Here is a 17,107-nt window from a genome sequence, read left to right as displayed (position 1 = left end):
AAATTTGTTGAGTAGATGCAGATGAGAATAATCACCTGCTGTTACGATGTCCATATGTCCCTCAAGTACGCCGTCCTGGCCGCCCTCCTGGACGGCGAGGCCTCGGGCTACGAACTGTCGAAGGTCTTCGACGCCTCCCTCGCGAACTTCTGGCCCGCGACCCCGCAGCAGCTCTACCGTGAGCTGGAACGCCTCGCGCAGGACGGCCTGATCGAGGCACGGGTGGTGCAGCAGGAACGCCGGCCCAACAAGCGGATGTTCACCCTGACCGAGGCGGGCCGTGAGGACCTGGGCGCCTTCGCCGCGACCCCGCCGCGCCGCCCCACCGCCCTGCGCGACGAACTTTTCGTCAAGATCCAGGCGGCGGACGCCGTCGACCCCGAGGTGACCCGCGCGCTGATCGAGGAACGCATGACCTGGTCGCGCGCCAAGCTCGACCGCTACCAGCGGGTGCGCGACCGCCTCCTCGGCGGGCGCACGGAGGACGCGTACCTGAGCGAGGCCGAGCGGATCGGCCCCTACCTGACCCTGATGGGCGGCATCGCCTTCGAGGAGACGAACCTGCGCTGGTGCGAGCGCGCCCTCGTGCTCCTGATGCGGCGGACCGCCGTAGGGTGACCCAGATGTTCAGCCCCGAAGGCCCCACCCTGCGCGAACTCGCCGTCCAGGCCCTGTCGTCCGTCGAGCGTGGCTACGACCTCCTCGCCCCGAAGTTCGACCACACGCCCTTCCGCACCCCGGACTCCGTCCTTGACGCGGTCGCCTCGGCGCTGAAGGAGGCCGGGCCCTACGAGGACGGCCTCGACCTGTGCTGCGGCACGGGCGCCGGGGTCGACGTCCTGGCCACGGTGTGTCACACCAGCGTGACCGGGGTCGACTTCAGCGCGGGCATGCTCGACGAGGCACGCGGCCGGAGCCGTCCGGCAGGCCCACGGGTGTCCTGGGTGCGTGCGGACGCCCGCGCCCTGCCGTTCAGCGCCCGCTTCGACCTCGTCGTCAGCTTCGGCGCGTTCGGCCACTTCCTGCCCCGTGAGCTGCCGGGCCTGTTCGCCCAGGTGCACCGCGCGCTGCGGCCGGGCGGCTGCTTCGCGTTCCCCCTCGTCGCGCCGCCCCGGCCGTCCTCTCCGGTCTACTGGATGCTCCTCGGCTTCGACGCCGTGATGCGGGTGCGCAACGCCCTGTGGCGGCCGCCGTTCGTGATGTACTACCGCGCCTTCCGGCTCGGCGAGGTCCGGCGCGAACTGGAACACGCCGGGTTCCGCGTGGACCTCCGCGCCCTGCCCGAGTTCGGGTCCAGGCGCGACGGAAGTCCACGCGTGCGCATGGTCGAGGCGCGCCGGGCGGACTGAGGCGTCGGCGAGAGAGCTGCCGACTCTCCCGCCTGGACGGCTCACAACGCGCTGTACAGGGCTTCCACCAGCGCCGTCTTGCGTGGGTCGTCGACGATGCGCGGCCCCATCCGGTTCATGACGTACCCCATGGACACCCCCGCCTCCGGATCGGCGAGCCCGCAGGAGCCGCCGTAGCCGTCGTGTCCGAAGGCGCGCGGGTTGGGTCCGTACGATCCGTTCGGGCCGCTGAGCCACACGCCGAGCGCGATCTCCGTGTCGTGCCCGATCCCGACCCCCAGCACCAGGTCCCGACAGCTGCCCTGTCCCTCCCGCACCCGCTCGACCGCCTCGGGGGACAGGACGCGCCGGCCGCCGTACGTGCCCCGGCCGGCGAAGATCGCGTAGAGCGCCGCGATCGCCCGCGCGGTGGCGTGGCCGTTCGCGGCCGGGAGCTCCGCGGCCCGCCACGCCGGCGAGTTGGCCTCGGTCGCGCCCGCCATGGGGTTGGCCAGGGCAGCGATGGCCGCGGGCGCCAACTGGCTGAAGGTCGCGGCCTGTTCGCTGGTCGACACGGTCGGCGGATGCACCAGCTCGGCCGTCCGCCCGGTCTCCTTCTCCGGCAGCCCGATCGTGAAGTCGACGCCCAGCGGGCCGGTCACCTCCCGCTCCAGAAAGGCCCCCGGCAGCAGCCCCGACACCCGCCGCACGACCTCCCCGACCAGGAAGCCGTAGCTGAAGGCGTGGTAACCGGACCGGGTGCCCGGCTCCCACCAGGGCTCCATGGCCGCGAGGCGGGCGGTGGTCAGCTCCCAGTCGTAGAGCTGCTCGAGCGAGTGCGGCTCCCGCAGTCCGGCGAGGCCCGCACGATGGGAGAGCAGATGCCGGACCACGACCCGCTCCTTGCCCGCCGCGGCGAACTCCGGCCAGTACGCGGCCACCGGCGCGTCGAGGTCGAGCAGCCCCCGGTCGGCGAGGATGTGCGCGCACAGCGCCGTCGGCCCTTTCGACGTGGACCACACATTGACCAGCGTGTCCCGCTCCCAGGCGCGGGTGCGCCCGCCGTCGGCCCAGCCGCCCCACAGGTCGACCACCGTCACGCCGTCGACCGTGACGCTGACCGCGGCGCCCAGCTCGCCGCGGTCCCGGAAGTTCTCCTCGAAGGCGGTGCGCACCGCGGCGAACCGGGGGTCGCAGTGGCCGTGAACCTGTGGCACCTGTTCGGACATGAAGCCTCCGTGGTCCGCCGGGGCCCGGACCGCGACGGTGCGGCCGGGCCCTTCGAACGTACTGACCGGTCGGACTGGAGGGAAGCCGCCCGATGAGGTCACAGCAGAAAAGGACGCCCCGTCGGTTCCTGGCGCCCCTCGGCCGTATGCCAGTAGTCCCGCGTCTCGACCGCCAGCCCGTCGTCGTCGAACCGGACGAAGACGCAGCCGGCCAGTGTGACGGCCGCCCCGTCCTCCTCGGACAGCACCCGGAACTCGGCCACCGCGACACCGTCGTCACCGACCACCGGCGGCGAGAACCGCACGTCGACCACCCGCTCCGCCGCGAACGACCAGCGCAGGTACGCCGCCAACTCGCCCCGCCCCCGGTGCGGCTCACGGAACGGCATCGAGCGGTGGACGCAGGCCTCGGCGTACAGCTCCAGCAGCGCGTCCACGTCGTGCGCCGCCCAGGCCCGCTCCCACACCCCTGTGAACCGTTCGGCGGCGGCACGCGTCTCCACCGGCCGGCCGCTCAGGCGTACGAGCGCAGCCAGCGCAGCTTGGCCGTCTCGTGGTGGGGGCCGCCGCCCTCGTGGTCGTTGAAGTCGTACACCTCGATCGTCTTGTCCTCGTGCGCCCAGGCGTTGAAGGCGGCGAACACGGTCGACGGCGGGCAGGTCTGGTCCTCCAGGCCCGCCGAGAACAGGGTGGGAGCCGAGGCGCGGGACGCGAAGTGCACGCCGTCGAAGTACGCCAGCGTGCGCAGGGTGTCCTGGGTGCGACCGCGGTGCGTCTTGAGGAACAGGCCGATCTCACGGTACGGATGACGGTCCGTCAGGACCGTGGCGCGCGGGAAGTCGCACAGGAACGGCACGTCCGGGGCGATCGCCGCCAGGTCGGGCAGGAGTCCGCCGACGGCGATCGAGAGGCCGCCGCCCTGGCTCCCGCCGGTCGCCACGGTCCGCGAGGCGTCGGTGAGCGGGTGGGAACGGGCCGCCTCGATCGCGCGCACCGCGTCCGTGATCACCCGGCGGTAGTAGTAGTTCTCGGGGGCGTCGATGCCCTGGGTCATGTAACCGGGATAGGCGGGCGCGCTGCCCACCGGGTCCGCGGTGCCGCCCCCGCCGCCCCACGCGCTGCCCTGGCCACGGGTGTCCATGATGAAGTACGCGCGGCCCGTCGACGCCCACAGCAGGTGCTCGTGCGGCAGACCGCGTCCGCCGCCGTAGCCGACGAACTCCACGACCAGCGGCAGCGGTTCCTCGGCCCCGGCGGGCAGCATCAGCCAGCCCTTCACGGGGTGGCCGCCGAACCCGGCGAACGTCACGTCGAAGACCTGCACGGTGGTCAGGCCCGTGCCGACCGGCTCGAAACGGGCGTCCAGGTCGTGATCGCGGGCTTCCTGGAGGGTCTTGGACCAGAACGCGTCGAAGTCCTCGGGCTCGATGGATGCGCTGCGGTACTCGTGGAGCTCCTCGAGGGACAGGTCGAACAGGGGCATGAAGGACCGCCTTTTGTTAAGTGCCCGTACGAATACATCCACCGTACGTGGGCGACGGGAGGCCTCGCCAGACCCTCGCCGGACGCTTCAGGCGGGCCTGCGACGGGTCCACTGCGGCTCGGTGCGGGTCCACTCCCGCTCCCACTCGCCCAGCCGGTGACGCATCGCCGCCCGGCGGACCACGGCGTGCCCGAGCAGCACCGCGGCGGCCGTGCCGCCCGCCGCGCACGTGCCCATCGTGAGGGCGTGCTGCCACACCATCGTGTCGTTCGGCGGCGGCGCGACGCTCCGCCCCCGGTCGTCGAACCACACCTCCACCACATCGCCGTGGCGTGTGCCCACCGGAACCCGGGCGGCGGCCGTGCGCGCGTGTTCGCCGGGCGGCGTCCAGCGCACCGTCACCCGGACCGTCTGCCGGCTGCCGCCCTCCACCGAGGGCACGGCATCGGGCGGACGGCCCACGACCTCGGCCCGCACCCGATGACGTTCGGTCCGCTGCCGGTCCGCGGCCGCCTGGGCGTCGTCATGGGCCCACCGGCCGACGAGCACCCCGGCCAGCGGCACGGCGACCAGCAGCAGCACGGCGACGGCCAGCGCCGTCCACGCCTCCACGATGTCCGACCGGCGCCGCAGCGGATTGCTCCGCCAGCGCCAGCCACGCACCCGGGTTCGCATGTCGACCTCCTCGCCGTCACGCGTACGAGTGCCCACATGAGTGTCGTACTCCGTTCGGAGTACATCGTTTCACGCATCGTTCACGACGGCTCCCTGGAAGGCAGGGAGGGTGTCAGCCGAAGCGTTCGATGCGGACGCGGTCCACCGGCTGCCCGGCCTCCACCAGCAGCCGCGAGGCGTGCTCGGCGAACCCGTTCGAACCGCACACGTACGCCTCCCAGCCGCCCTCCGGCGCCTTCGCGAGCAGCGGAGCCACGTGCTCGGCGGTGAGCCGGCCCACCGGCACGCCCGTCGGCGCACTCCGGGTGAACACGGGCGTCGTCTCCGCGCCGTACTCGCGCGCGTAGATCAGTTCCTCGGGGCCGCGCGCGGACACCAGCAGCCGCAGCGGCACGTCGAGGCCGCGGGCCCGGTGGTGGCGGACCATCGACATCAGCGGGACGACCCCGGAGCCGGCGCCGATCAGCAGCGCGGGCCGGTCGCCGGGCCAGGCGAAGAAGCCGCTGAGCGGGCCGCGCACCTCGACCTCGTCGCCCGGCTCGGCGACGGTGTGGAACCAGCCCGAGACCTCGCCGCCGTCCACGTGGTCCAGGGTCAGCTCGATGTGTCCGTCGTCGTCGGGCGCGGAGGCGATCGAGTAGTGCCGCTGGGCGGTGTAGCCGTCGTCGGCCGTGAGCCGCAGCATCAGGTGCTGGCCGGGCAGGTGCCCCGCCCACGCCGGCGCCGCGAACCGGAAGGTGGCCGCCCACGGGGTCTCGCGGCGGATCTCGGTGAGCGTGGCCGTCTGCCACACGGCGGCGTCCCGGTTGCTCACGGCGATCCGGCCCGGCACGGCGAACCGCGTCGGGGGCGTGAAGGCAGGGGCGGTGAACGTCTCAGTCACCGGAGTACCTCTGCTCCTGCCAGGGGTTGCCCCGCGCGTGGTAGCCGTTCTGTTCCCAGAAGCCCGGCTCGTCGTGGTCGAGGAGGCGCAGGCCCGCGATCCACTTGGCGCTCTTCCAGAAGTACAGGTGCGGCACCAGCAGCCGCGCCGGACCGCCGTGCTCGGCCGCGAGGGGCTTCCCGTCGTACTCCCAGGCGATCCAGGCCCGGCCGCCGGTGAGGTCGGACAGGGGGAGGTTCGCGGTGTACCCGGTGTGCGAGTAGGCGACGGCGTGGGTCGCCGACGCGGCGGGCCGGACGGCCGCCAGGAACGCGTCCAGGGACACGCCCGCGAACCGCACGCCGAACTTCGACCAGCTGGTCACGCAGTGGATGTCGCCCTCGTACGCGGACTGCGGCAGCGTGTGCGCCTCGTCCCAGTCCCAGGTGCGGGGCGCCGCCACCAGCCCGTCCACGCGGAAGGTCCAGTCGGCGGGCGCGAGATCGGGGGTGACCTCGGCGGACAGCACGGGCCAGTCGTCGCCCGCGTCGTACTGGCCGGGGGGCAGCCCCGGATTGTGGACGCGGGGACGTCCGGCGAAGCCTCGGGTGACGTTCATACGGTTCCAGCGGGAGGGCGGCGGTTGCTCACGCAGTCAACCGTACGTGCAAGTCAGGAGTGCTCCGCACCGGGTCCGCCCGCGATCGTTAAGCCCGTATGAACACTCCCGACGGCCGGGAATAGCCGCTCCTCTCCCCGCTCTTGAACGTGTCGTTCCGGATCAGCGGCCCAGCGGTCCGGCACCGGCGAAGGAGAGTGGGAGCAATGCCGAAGGCGTACGTCTTCACCCGGTACGGCGGCCCGGAGAACGAGGCGCTCGTCGACCTGGACCGGCCCCGGCCCGGGCCCGGCGAGGTGCTCGTCGCGGTGCGGGCGGCGGGAGTGAACCCCGTGGACTGGAAGCAGCGCACGGGCTACCGGCGCCCCGGCGAGACGGGTGAGCGTGTGTTCCCCTCGGTCCTGGGCAACGAGGCGGCCGGCGTCGTCGAGGAGACCGGCGAGGGCGTCACCGGGTTCGCGCCCGGCGACGAGGTGTTCGGCGCCGCCGTCGCGGGCGCGTACGCCGAGTACGCGCTGCTGGCCGCCGGCATCACCGCGCACAAGCCCGCCGAGCTGTCCTTCACCGACGCGGCCACCCTCCCCGTGGCCGCCGCGACCGCCTACGACGGCGTCCACCAGCTCGGCCTGCCTGCCGGGGCGACCCTGCTGGTCACCGGCGCGGGCGGCGGAGTCGGGGCCGCCGCCGTGCAGATCGCCCGCGCCCTCGGACTGCGGGTCGTGGGCGTCGCGAGCGAGGGAAAGAAGGACTTCCTGGAGTCGCTGGGCGCCGTGCACGTCCCGTCCGGGGAGGGCTGGGCCGACGCCGTGCGGTCGGCCGCCCCGGACGGCGTCGACGGCGTCTACGACCTCGTCGGCGGCGACGTGCTCCACGAGGCGGCCGGCCTGGTGCGGGACCGCTCCCGCCTGATCACCGCCGGCGCCCCGGCCGAGGAGGTCGAGCAGCTCGGCGGGGCTCGTGTGGCGCGCGCCCGCAACGCGGCCGTCCTGCAGACGGTGGCGGACCTCGTCGTCCGCGGCGCGCTGAACCCGCACGTCACCCTGACCCTCCCGCTGGAACGGGCGGGCGAGGCCCTGCGCGAGGTCGAGAACGGCCACGCCCGCGGCAAGGTCGTCCTCGAGATCGGAGCGGCCATATGACCGTCCCCGAGCCCCCGCGCCTCCCGGGCCCGGGCGGCGACGAGCCACGCGACGCCCCGGACGCGGACCGCGCGCAGACACAGGCGGCCGAGGCCGCGCACAGCCCGGACCTCCCGCCCGTCCTCTCCCGGCACGGCGCCGAACCCCGTCACCCGCGCGGCCTGGAGAGCGCCGAGAGCAGGCACGTCCTCGACCATCCCGCGCTCGCCTCCCTCACCGGCCCACACGCCCGGTTCGCCGAGCGGCGGGGGCGCATCCTGCGCTACCCGGTCGACGTGTCGCCCTGGCTGGCGCTGCCGGACGACCCGGACGCCGACGACTGGGCGGACCTCGCCGCGCTCGCCGGTCCCGGCGCGGAGGTCCCGCTGCTCGGCTTCCGGGGCGAGGTACCGGCCGACTGGGAGATCACCTTCCAGGGCGAGGGCGTGCAGCTCGTCGACTACGGCCTGGCCGCCGCGCCCGACCCGGAGGCGATCCGCCTCGGACCCGCCGACGTACCCGAGATCCTCGACCTGGTCGCCCGCACCCGGCCCGGCCCGTTCGAGCCCCGCACCATCGAACTCGGCGCCTACCTGGGCATCCGCCGGGACGGCGCCCTGATCGCCGTCGCCGGTGAGCGTCTGCATCCGCCGGGCTATACCGAGATCAGCGCGGTCTGCACCGACCCGGCCTTCCGTGGCCAGGGCCTGGCGACCCGTCTGATCCTCGCCGTCGCCCACGGCATCCGCGAACGCGGCGAAACCCCCTTCCTGCACACCGGCGCCGGCAACGCGAACGCCATCCGCCTCTACGAGTCCCTGGGCTTTCGCCTGCGCCGCACCACGCAGTTCCTGGCAGCACGGGTGCCGGAGCGGCTGGGGGAGGAGCGGGAGGCGGTGCCGGTGGCGTAGCCGGGTGGGAAACGGTCAGGGGCCTTCGGCGGGACCGGCCCATGCGTTGTACCGCGTCAGGTACTCCGCGAAGCGGGCCAGATCCTCCGGCGGCCACTGCGCCAGACGTTCACGGAAGGCGGTGCGGCGGCTTTCGGTGACCCGGGCGAGGATGTGGCGGCCGGCGTCGGTGAGGTGGAGGACCTGGACGCGGTGGTCCTCGGGGTCCTGGCGCCGTTCGATCAGGGCGGCGCGCTCCAGGGCGGCGACCTGACGGCTCACCGTGGACTTGTCCAGGGCGTAGTGCGCGGCGAGGTCGGTGGCCCGGCAGCCGCCGCTCTCCTCCAGGTGGCCGAGGAGCGTGTACGACACCAGCGACAGCTCCGGGTGCAGCCGGCCCGCCGAGGCCCGGGCCCGCCGGGCGAAGACCGTCATCTCCCGCTGGATCGTCTCCACGGCCTCGGCTGCTTCCACTGGAACTCCCTCGCCTGCCTGGTTGCATAGTACAACCGGAGGCGTTGGGGTAGGGTGGCCGTCCGGCTGCGGAGGCTCCCAGTCGTGCGAGGCCGAGGAGGTGAGACCCATTACCGCGGTGTCAGGTCGGGTGCTCTCACCTCGTGTCGGCGTGGACCGCCGCCCGTAGGCGACCACGAGCGCCCTTCGGCTTCCGAAAGGCTTCTCGGCTCCATGCCCTCCCCTTTTTCCTCCCCTTCTCCATCCTCTTCTTCTTCGGCCTCTCCTTCAGTGCGTCAGTCGGCGTCCTCTTCCTCGGTCCGTGACGGCCTCGTCGCCGTTCTACGGGCAGCTGGGTGCGTTTTCGCCGAGGACGAGGCTCAGTTGATCCTCACCGCGGCCCGGACTCCGCAGGAGGCCGCCGCCATGGCGGAGCGCCGCGCCGCGGGTCTGCCCCTCGAACACGTCGTCGGCTGGGCCGAGTTCCACGGTCTGCGCATCACCGTCGAGCCGGGTGTCTTCGTGCCCCGCCGCCGCACCGAGTTCCTCGTCGACCAGGCCCTCGCCGCGGCGCCGCACGCCTGCGTCGTCGTCGACCTGTGCTGCGGCTCGGGCGCGGTCGGCGCCGCCCTCGCCGCCTCCCTGAACCAAGTCGAGCTGCACGCCGCGGACATCGACCCGGCGGCCGTGCGCTGTGCGCGGCGCAACATCGCCGGTCACGGCGGACACGCCTACACCGGCGACCTGTTCGAGGCGCTGCCCGCCCGACTCCGCGGCCGGGTCGACATCCTGGCCGCCAACGTGCCGTACGTCCCCACCGGCGAGGTCCCGCTGCTGCCGGCGGAGGCCCGCGAGCACGAGCCGCTCACCGCACTCGACGGCGGCGGCGACGGGCTGGACGTGCTGCGCCGGGTGGCCGCCGAGGCGCCGCACTGGCTCGCCCCCGGCGGCTGCCTCCTGGTCGAGACCAGTGAGCGTCAGGCCCCGGCCGCCGTCGAGGCGTTCACCGACGCCGGCCTGGCGGTGCGTCTGGCGCGCGACGAGGAGCTGTACGCCCACGTGGTCGTCGGCGCCAGGGTCAGGTAGCGGCGCCGCTGCCCGTGGGGCTGGGGGAGCGGTCGTTCCCGCGGTCCCACGGGCCGTGGCCCGGGAAGCCGCCGCGCCGGTCGCCCGGGCCGTGGTCGTCGAAGGCGCCCGACAGGACGCGCTCGGCCGTGTTGGCGTCGCCGGAACGGGACCCGACGACGTACACCGTGTCGCCCTTCTTCAGCGCGCCGGCCCCGGAGCCGGAGCCGCCGTCGGACCGGACGGAGGTGTCCGAAGGCACCGTCCACGTCCATGAGGCGCCGTCCTCGCTCCTGACGGTGACGCGGTCGTCGTTCACCTTCTCCACCGTCCCTCGCTGCCACACGCGGACGACCCACTTGCCGGTGTCGGGGTCCTTGACGGTCGCCTCACCGTGCACCGCGTCGCCGCCCATGCCGAACCACGGGCCGCCGTGACCGTGCCGTCCGCCGGGGCCCTCGGAGGAGGACGCGGACGGCGACGCGGAGGGTGAGCCGCCGTCCGAGCCGTTCGTCGCCGCGTAGGCGACGGTGCCGCCGAGCGCCAGTACGGCGACGGTCGTGGCCGCGATCACCGCCCGTCCGCGGGCGGACCGCCGCTGCCACAGGGCGCGCAGATGGGCGCGTTCCCGTTCCTCGTCGACCGGTCCCGACAGCAGTTCGACCTCGTGCGGACCTTCCGGCCCTTGCGGCTCCTGCATCACGGCTCACTCTCCTCGGCCACGACGGCGGCACCACTGCCACGCCTCACTGTGATTGTCCGAGGAACCCGGTAAGGAACAGGTAACACAAGCCTGTGAATCGGGGCGAAGGGACCTGGCTCAGGCGGTGGGCCGTGCCCGTGCCACCAGCAGCGCCACGTCGTCGTGGTTGTCGGGGTGGTGCAACGCGCTCAGCAGCAGGTCGCACAGCTCCTCCAGGGGGCGCGCGGGGTCGTCGAGCAGCTCCAGCAGCGCCTCCAGGCGCTCGTCGAGGGAGTGCACGCGGGTCTCGACGAGCCCGTCCGTGTACAGCACCAGCTGGTCGCCGGGCGCGAAGTCGACGTCGGTCGTGGAGAACGCCACCCCGCCCACGCCGAGCGGCGCGCCGGTGGGCAGGTCGAGCAGCTCCGGCGGCCGGCCCGGCCGCACCCGGGCGGGCGGCAGATGCCCGGCGTTGGCGATCCGGCACTGCCCCAGCCGAGGGTCGTGGACGGCGTACACGCAGGTGGCGATGGAGTGGTCCAGGCCCTGGGTGATCCGGTCGAGGTGCTCCAGCAGGACCGCCGGGTCCAGGTCGAGGGAGGCCAGCGTGGTCGTCGCGGTGCGCAGCCGGCCCATCGTCGCGGCGGCGTCGATGCCGCTGCCCATCACGTCGCCGACGACGAGCGCCGTCTTGCCGTCCGGCAGCGGGATGACGTCGAACCAGTCGCCGCCGACCTCGGTGGTGGCCCCGGCCGGCTGGTAGCGGGAGGCGACCTCCAGGCCGCCGGTGACGGCCGGATGACTCGGCAGCAGGCTGCGCTGGAGGGTGAGCGCGGTGGTGCGGGCGTTCTGGTACCAGCGGGCGTTGTCGATCTGCACGGCGGCGCGCGCGGCCAGTTCCCGGGCGAGCAGCAGGTCGTCCCGGCCGAAGGGGAGCGGATGGTGGATCCGCTTCAGGTCGAGGGCGCCGAGCACCTCGCCCCGCGCTATGAGCGGCACCGCCAGATAGGAGTGGACGCCCGCCCGGGCCAGCAGCTCGGCCGACTCGGGGGAGCGGGCGATGCGCGCGAGGTCCTCGTCCTTGACCTGCGCGACCATGACCGGTTGGCCGGTGCGCACGCACTCCGTGATGAGCCGCTGCGGCCCGTAGCGGGCGACCTGGCCGGGTGGGTCGGAGGCCTGCAGGGCGTCGGGTGCGTTGTACACCCGGACCGCCAGGGCGCGGATCACCGCGTCCTCCGCGGGGCCGAGGCTGCTGCGCCGGCCCGCCACCACGGCGTCGAGCAGTTCCACCGCTGCCACGTCCGCCAGTTCCGGCACCGCCACGTCGGCCAGTTCGCGGGCGGTGCGCTCCAGGTCCAGCGTGGTGCCGATCCGGGCCGAGGCGTCCGCGATCAGCGCCAGCCGGCGGCGCGCCGTCTCCGCCTCGACGGCCGCCCGGTGCCGGTCGGTGACGTCGACGACCGAGGCGGCCACGCCCAGCACGGTGCCGCGGGCGTCCTCCAGGCGGTACAAGGAGACCGACCAGGCGTGGTCCTGGTCGGGGTCGGCGGGGGTGCGGCCGACCGTGAACCGGTCGACGAGCGGCTTCCCGGTCCGCAGCACCTGGCGGGCCGCGGACTCCAGGAGGTCCGCGTCCACCCGGGGCAGCACCTCGCCGACGGTCCGCCCGAGATGTTCCTCGACGGGCACACCGTTGATCCGTTCCATCGCGGAGTTGACCGAGACGTACCGCAGGTCGGTGTCCAGAACGGCGAGGCCGTTGGGGGACTGCTCGACCATCCGCGTGGACAGGGCCACGTCCCGCTCCAGCCGGCGCACCGTCGTGCGGTCGGCGGCGAGGCCCAGGGCGTACACGTCGCCCCGGTCGTCCATGAGCCGCATGTTGCGGAACTCCACCAACCGGGTGGTGCCGTCCTTGCGTCGGATGGGGAACGCACCCGCCCAGCTCCGGCCGGTGGCCATGACGTCCGCGAACAGTTTCACCACCAGGTCGACGTGCTGCTCGTGGACCATCACCCGGGCCGCGAACCGTCCCAGCGCCTCCTTCGCCGAGTAGCCGAACAGCTCTTCGGCCTGGGGACTCCACAGCGCGATTCGGCCTTCGGTGTCGAGTACCACCGAGGCCACGTTCAGCACGTCCAGCAGCCCGCTGGGGCCGGTCGGGCCGCCACCCTCAGCCGCGGACGATCCGCCTGCACTCATGCCACGCACCGCCTCCGGACATCGACGCGGCACGTCGTCCCCCGTGCCGACTCCCCCTGTTCTACCGCGCTCAACCCTTTTCTCCCACGCCTTGAGGGCCCTTCCCCATGCTCCTCCAGTACGGCTTCGCGCGCCGTTCTCCTCAGGGTCCGCACCTGTCCATCGCATTGGTCTGTACATGACCACATTGCCGGGCCAGACTGTCCGCCGAGCGCGCCCCACCCCCCTTGCCGAGGAGACCCATGCCCCTGCGCCCTGCCCGCCTGTGCCGTCCCCTGTCCGGGACCGCCCGCACCGCCCGCGCCGCCTTCCTCGCGCTGGCCGTCGCCACGGTCACCGCCCTCTCCGCGGCCCCGCCCGCCGCGGCCGCCGACACCTGGACCGAGGTCGGCTCCGACCGGGCCGACCCGCTGACCGAGAGTCAGGGCCTGGCGTCGGTCGAGACCCCGGCGAACAGCGCCAACCGCTACACCGGCATCGGCACCATCCCGCTCTCCGTCTCCACCCGGGGCTGGAACCACGTCGGCGACCCGGACGCCTCCTACGACGGCTACTACGTCGAGCCCTACCAGAGCGACTCGGGCGCCTCGAAGATGTACCGGGTGCAGGCCCCGGGCGGCGCCTGGTCGGAGTACGTGCACGCGCTCGGCTCGGGCGAGGCCCTCAACAACTCCTGGGTGGCGATCACCCCGGACAGCAAGTGGATGCTGTCGGGCGAGTGGGGCACCATGACCCGGTTCCTGGTCTTTCCGACGCCCGGCGCCAACGCCGCCGCCTCGCCCTCGGCGAACCTGCCCCAGGTGTCGACCGTCCGCCTCGACCACGCCGTACGCGACGTCCAGGGCTGCGACTTCACCGGCCCGACCACCCTGCTGTGCTCCTCCGACGACCCGGCCGGCGCCCTCTTCGGCATCACCAAGCCCCTCCTGCGGATCGACCTGTCCGCCGAGCCGAACGGCACCGCCGACGTCACCGGTCATGTGACCGCCCTGCGCCAGCTCCCGCTGCGCAGCTCCTGCTCCGGCACGTTCGAGGCGGAGGGCGTCGACTACGACCGCCGCAGCGGCACCCTGCGGGTGATCGTCGTCTCGCCCGGCTTCTGCGTGCTGACCGACAGCAAGACGTACCGCTTCACGCGGAGCTGAGCCCGGCGGGCGGTGGCGGCGGCTGCCGTCGCTGGTCCCGCTCGGAAAGTGGTGCTTTTCTGGGGATGTGGCGCGGTTCGCGGGGAACCCGCACTGCCGCGCCACCGCCACGAGAGGAGCGATCACGATGGATCGCGAACGATCGCACGAGGAGTCCGTCTCCGTCGAGATCAGCGGCTGCAACAAGGAGGACGCCCGGATCGTGTTCGACACGCTCAACGCGTGCTTCGAGTCGGACCGCGGCGCCGACGAGGCGCCGCAGCAACTGCACGAGACCCGCCCGATGGTGTGGCTCGGAACCTTCGAGGTCACCGAAGCGCACGACTGCGCCCGCCCGGCCAGGCTCTCGTCCTCCGTCGAGGCCGACGCGCAGGGCAGCTACTGGGCGATCGAGCGGCTCCGTTCGACGCTGGACTCGGTGTTCGCGGTACGCGACCTCTCCTCGGCCTCCGGAGACCAGGAGCGGGAGCTGCACGTACTGCTCGAAAGCCGGTGAGGCGGTGACCTGCGGCACATGACCCGGGGCCCATTGTGCAACTAGTTGCATAAACCGTGTGCGGTCCTCTAGAACTGGAGGGACTACCGCCGCGCACGGAGGCCTGCCCTGCCATGAGCCGTTACCCACACCTGCTGAGCCCGCTCGACCTGGGCTTCACCACGCTGCCCAACCGCGTCCTGATGGGCTCGATGCACGTCGGCCTGGAGGAGGCCGAGCGCGGCTTCGAACGCATGGCCGCGTTCTACGCCGCCCGCGCCCGAGGGGGAGTGGGCCTGATCGTCACCGGCGGCATCGCCCCCAACGACGAGGGCCGGCCGTACGAAGGCGGCGCCAAGCTCACCACGGACGCGGAGGCCGACCAGCACCGGCAGATCACCGACGCCGTGCACCGCGAGGGCGGCCGCATCGCGATGCAGATCCTGCACTTCGGCCGCTACGCCTACCACCGGGACCTCGTCGCCCCGAGCCCCCTCCAGGCCCCCATCAGCCCCTTCCCGCCCCGCGAGCTCACCGACGCCGACGTCGAGCGGACCATCGACGACTACGCCCGCGCCGCCCGCCTCGCCCGGCAGGCCGGCTACGACGGCGTCGAGATCATGGGTTCCGAGGGCTATCTCATCAACGAGTTCATCGCCGCGCAGACCAACCACCGCACCGACCGCTGGGGCGGCTCGTACGAGAACCGGATGCGGTTCCCCGTCGAGATCGTCCGCAGGGTGCGCGAGGCGGTCGGCGACGACTTCATCGTCGTCTACCGGCTGTCCATGCTCGACCTGGTGCCCGGCGGCTCCACCCTCGACGAGGTCGTCACCCTCGCCCGGGCCGTCGAGGCGGCCGGCGCGACCATCATCAACACCGGCATCGGCTGGCACGAGGCCCGCATCCCCACCATCGCCACGTCCGTGCCGCGCGGCGCCTACACCTGGGTGACGAAGAAGCTGATGGGCGCGGTGAACATCCCGCTCGTCATGACCAACCGCATCAACACCCCCGAAGTGGCCGAGGAGCTGCTCGCCGACGGCTGCGCCGACATGGTGTCGATGGCCCGCCCGATGCTCGCCGACCCGGAGTTCGTGAACAAGGCGGCCGAGGGGCGTCCCGAGGCCATCAACACCTGCATCGGCTGCAACCAGGCCTGCCTCGACCACACCTTCAGCGGCAAGATCACCTCCTGCCTGGTCAATCCGCGCGCCTGCCACGAGACCGAGCTGGTCCTCGCCCCGACCCGGCTGCGCAAGCGCGTCGCGGTGGTGGGCGCGGGCCCGGCGGGCCTCGCCTGCGCCGTCAGCGCCGCCGAACGCGGTCACGCGGTGACGTTGTTCGACGCCGCGAGCGAGATCGGCGGCCAGCTCAACGTCGCCCGCAAGGTCCCGGGCAAGCAGGAGTTCGACGAGACGCTGCGCTACTTCCGCCACCAGCTCGACGCGCACGGCGTGGACGTACGCCTCGACACCCCTGTGACGGCAGGCGACGTGGAGTCCTACGACGAGGTCGTCGTCGCCACCGGCGTCAGCCCCCGCACCCCCGACATCCCCGGCGTCGACCACCCGAGCGTCGTCGGCTACCTCGACGTCCTGCGCGACGGCGCGCCCGTCGGCGACCGCGTGGCGATCCTCGGCGCGGGCGGCATCGGCTTCGACGTCGCCGAGTTCCTCACCGACGGCGGCGACAAGGCGAGCGAGGACCCGGCGACGTACTTCCGCCAGTGGGGCGTCGACCTGGACTACCGCGCCCCCGGCGGTCTCGCCGCCCCCGAGCGCCCCGCTCCGCCGCGCGCCGTCCACCTGCTCCAGCGCAGGACGACCAAGGTCGGCGCGGGCCTCGGCAAGACCACCGGCTGGATCCACCGCACCGAGCTCAAGCACCGCGGCGTCACGATGGTCCCGGGCGTGCGCTACGACCGGATCGACGACGCGGGACTGCACGTCACCGTCGGCGAGCAGAGCACGGTCCTGGAGGTCGACACCATCGTGCTGTGCACCGGCCAGGACCCGCGCCGGGACCTGTACGAGGCGCTGATCGCCGCCGGCGTCCACGCGCACCTCATCGGCGGCGCCGACGTCGCCGCCGAACTGGACGCCAAGCGCGCCATCCAGCAGGGCACCGAGCTGGCGGCGGCGCTGTAGGGACGCGGGCCGGTTCGGGCGCGTCCCTAGGATGACCGCATGTCACTCCCGCACGCGATCCTCACCGCCCTGCTCGAGAGGCCCTCGTCCGGGCTGGATCTGACCCGCCGCTTCGACAAGTCGATCGGCTACTTCTGGTCGGCGACGCACCAGCAGATCTACCGCGAGCTGGGAAAGCTGGAGGCCGAGGGCCACATCAGGGCGCTGCCCGCCGAGCAGCCGGCCCGCGGGCAGAAGAAGGCCTACGAGGTCCTGCCCGCGGGCCGCGCCGAACTCGCGCGGTGGACGGCGGCCGCCCAGGACCCCAAGCCGCACCGCGACGCCCTGCTCCTGCGGCTGCGCGCCGCGGCCGTCGTCGGCACCGCGGGCCTGGAGGCCGACCTGCGCCGCCATCTCGAGCTGCACCGGCGGCAGTTGACCGAGTACGAGGAGATCGAGAAGCGCGACTTCCCGCCCGGCCCGGGCAGCGCGCAGGCCAGGCTCCAGCACCTGGTTTTGCGTGCGGGCATCGAACTGGAGACCTTCTGGACCCAGTGGCTCACCGAGGCTCTGCAGCAGCTGCCCGCCGCGGAGGAGACAGCGGACCAGGACCCGTACCGGACAGCGGGACAGGACCCGTACCAGGGCGGAACGCCCTAGGCCGTGTCTTCAATTGATCTTGAGTAGTGGATCATGGTCGTGTGATACGTCGCCATGAACTGTCTGATCAGGAGTGGGAGTTCCTCCGT

Annotated in this window: 18 protein-coding genes; 9 read left to right on the top strand and 9 right to left on the bottom strand. The window is 73.0% G+C overall.

The features are described 5' to 3' along the window. Window positions 1–54: 54 nt before the first annotated feature. Both ACIBAF_RS40095 and ACIBAF_RS40090 read left to right on the top strand, forming a co-directional pair. The gene (locus ACIBAF_RS40095) at window positions 55–618 is read left to right on the top strand and encodes a PadR family transcriptional regulator (RefSeq protein WP_399470128.1); all 564 of its coding nucleotides are present in this window, start codon (window positions 55–57) and stop codon (window positions 616–618) included. Window positions 619–623: 5 nt separating this feature from the next. Beyond that, the gene (locus ACIBAF_RS40090) at window positions 624–1,349 is read left to right on the top strand and encodes a class I SAM-dependent methyltransferase (RefSeq protein WP_399470126.1); all 726 of its coding nucleotides are present in this window, start codon (window positions 624–626) and stop codon (window positions 1,347–1,349) included. Window positions 1,350–1,390: 41 nt separating this feature from the next. Here the strand turns inward: ACIBAF_RS40090 and ACIBAF_RS40085 are convergent, their stop codons facing one another. The 6 genes from ACIBAF_RS40085 to ACIBAF_RS40060 form a co-directional block, all read right to left on the bottom strand. Then, on the bottom strand, window positions 1,391–2,557 hold the full coding sequence (locus ACIBAF_RS40085) for a serine hydrolase domain-containing protein (protein WP_399470124.1): 1,167 nt from the start codon (window positions 2,555–2,557) through the stop codon (window positions 1,391–1,393). A gap of 98 nt (window positions 2,558–2,655) precedes the next feature. Further along, window positions 2,656–3,060, bottom strand: a complete 405-nt coding sequence (locus tag ACIBAF_RS40080; RefSeq protein ID WP_399470122.1) for a nuclear transport factor 2 family protein — start codon at window positions 3,058–3,060, stop codon at window positions 2,656–2,658. 11 nt (window positions 3,061–3,071) lie between these two features. After that, window positions 3,072–4,040, bottom strand: a complete 969-nt coding sequence (locus ACIBAF_RS40075) for an acetylxylan esterase (protein ID WP_399470120.1) — start codon at window positions 4,038–4,040, stop codon at window positions 3,072–3,074. Between the two features lie 87 nt (window positions 4,041–4,127). Further along, entirely contained in the window at window positions 4,128–4,715 is a 588-nt protein-coding gene (locus tag ACIBAF_RS40070) for a hypothetical protein (protein ID WP_399470196.1), read from the bottom strand. Between the two features lie 112 nt (window positions 4,716–4,827). Then, window positions 4,828–5,598, bottom strand: a complete 771-nt coding sequence (locus ACIBAF_RS40065; protein WP_399470118.1) for a ferredoxin reductase — start codon at window positions 5,596–5,598, stop codon at window positions 4,828–4,830. Continuing rightward, window positions 5,591–6,196 (bottom strand): sulfite oxidase-like oxidoreductase, encoded by a 606-nt coding sequence (locus ACIBAF_RS40060; protein ID WP_399470116.1) that lies wholly within the window; start codon window positions 6,194–6,196, stop codon window positions 5,591–5,593. The genes ACIBAF_RS40065 and ACIBAF_RS40060 overlap by 8 nt, the downstream gene beginning before the upstream one ends. A 206-nt stretch (window positions 6,197–6,402) precedes the next feature. On the opposite strand from ACIBAF_RS40060, the gene ACIBAF_RS40055 reads away from it, so the two are divergent. Further along, window positions 6,403–7,335: an NADP-dependent oxidoreductase gene (locus tag ACIBAF_RS40055; RefSeq protein WP_399470114.1), complete on the top strand. Its 933-nt coding sequence runs from the start codon at window positions 6,403–6,405 to the stop codon at window positions 7,333–7,335. Beyond that, entirely contained in the window at window positions 7,332–8,225 is an 894-nt protein-coding gene (locus tag ACIBAF_RS40050) for a GNAT family N-acetyltransferase (protein WP_399470112.1), read from the top strand. Before ACIBAF_RS40055 ends, ACIBAF_RS40050 begins: the two co-directional genes overlap by 4 nt. Before the next feature lie 15 nt (window positions 8,226–8,240). On the opposite strand, the gene ACIBAF_RS40045 is transcribed toward ACIBAF_RS40050, so the two are convergent. Further along, window positions 8,241–8,678, bottom strand: coding sequence for a MarR family winged helix-turn-helix transcriptional regulator (locus ACIBAF_RS40045; RefSeq protein ID WP_399470110.1), 438 nt, complete (start codon window positions 8,676–8,678; stop codon window positions 8,241–8,243). A 213-nt stretch (window positions 8,679–8,891) separates the two neighbouring features. Between ACIBAF_RS40045 and ACIBAF_RS40040 the strand changes: the two genes are divergently transcribed. Next, entirely contained in the window at window positions 8,892–9,743 is an 852-nt protein-coding gene (locus ACIBAF_RS40040; protein ID WP_399470108.1) for a putative protein N(5)-glutamine methyltransferase, read from the top strand. Here ACIBAF_RS40040 and ACIBAF_RS40035 read toward each other — a convergent pair. Next, window positions 9,736–10,422 (bottom strand): hypothetical protein, encoded by a 687-nt coding sequence (locus ACIBAF_RS40035; protein WP_399470106.1) that lies wholly within the window; start codon window positions 10,420–10,422, stop codon window positions 9,736–9,738. The two genes, ACIBAF_RS40040 and ACIBAF_RS40035, sit on opposite strands and share 8 nt — an antisense overlap. Window positions 10,423–10,542: 120 nt before the next feature. Continuing rightward, window positions 10,543–12,609 (bottom strand): SpoIIE family protein phosphatase, encoded by a 2,067-nt coding sequence (locus tag ACIBAF_RS40030; protein ID WP_399470104.1) that lies wholly within the window; start codon window positions 12,607–12,609, stop codon window positions 10,543–10,545. Window positions 12,610–12,851: 242 nt separating this feature from the next. On the opposite strand from ACIBAF_RS40030, the gene ACIBAF_RS40025 reads away from it, so the two are divergent. The 4 genes from ACIBAF_RS40025 (at window position 12,852) to ACIBAF_RS40010 (ending at window position 17,018) form a co-directional block, all read left to right on the top strand. Continuing rightward, entirely contained in the window at window positions 12,852–13,754 is a 903-nt protein-coding gene (locus ACIBAF_RS40025; protein WP_399470102.1) for a hypothetical protein, read from the top strand. Window positions 13,755–13,881: 127 nt separating this feature from the next. Next, complete coding sequence (locus tag ACIBAF_RS40020; protein ID WP_399470100.1) at window positions 13,882–14,250, top strand: hypothetical protein; 369 nt, start codon at window positions 13,882–13,884, stop codon at window positions 14,248–14,250. A gap of 113 nt (window positions 14,251–14,363) precedes the next feature. Next, a complete protein-coding gene (locus ACIBAF_RS40015) occupies window positions 14,364–16,379 on the top strand; it encodes an FAD-dependent oxidoreductase (RefSeq protein WP_399470098.1) in 2,016 nt (671 codons plus the stop codon). Between the two features lie 39 nt (window positions 16,380–16,418). Then, window positions 16,419–17,018: a PadR family transcriptional regulator gene (locus ACIBAF_RS40010; RefSeq protein ID WP_399470096.1), complete on the top strand. Its 600-nt coding sequence runs from the start codon at window positions 16,419–16,421 to the stop codon at window positions 17,016–17,018. Window positions 17,019–17,107 lie beyond the last annotated feature (89 nt).

The sequence above is a fragment of the Streptomyces sp. NPDC051677 genome (assembly GCF_044453465.1).
GTDB lineage: Bacteria > Actinomycetota > Actinomycetes > Streptomycetales > Streptomycetaceae > Streptomyces.
Note: the sequence above shows the minus strand (reverse complement) of the source record. Positions and strands in the feature narration are given on the sequence as shown.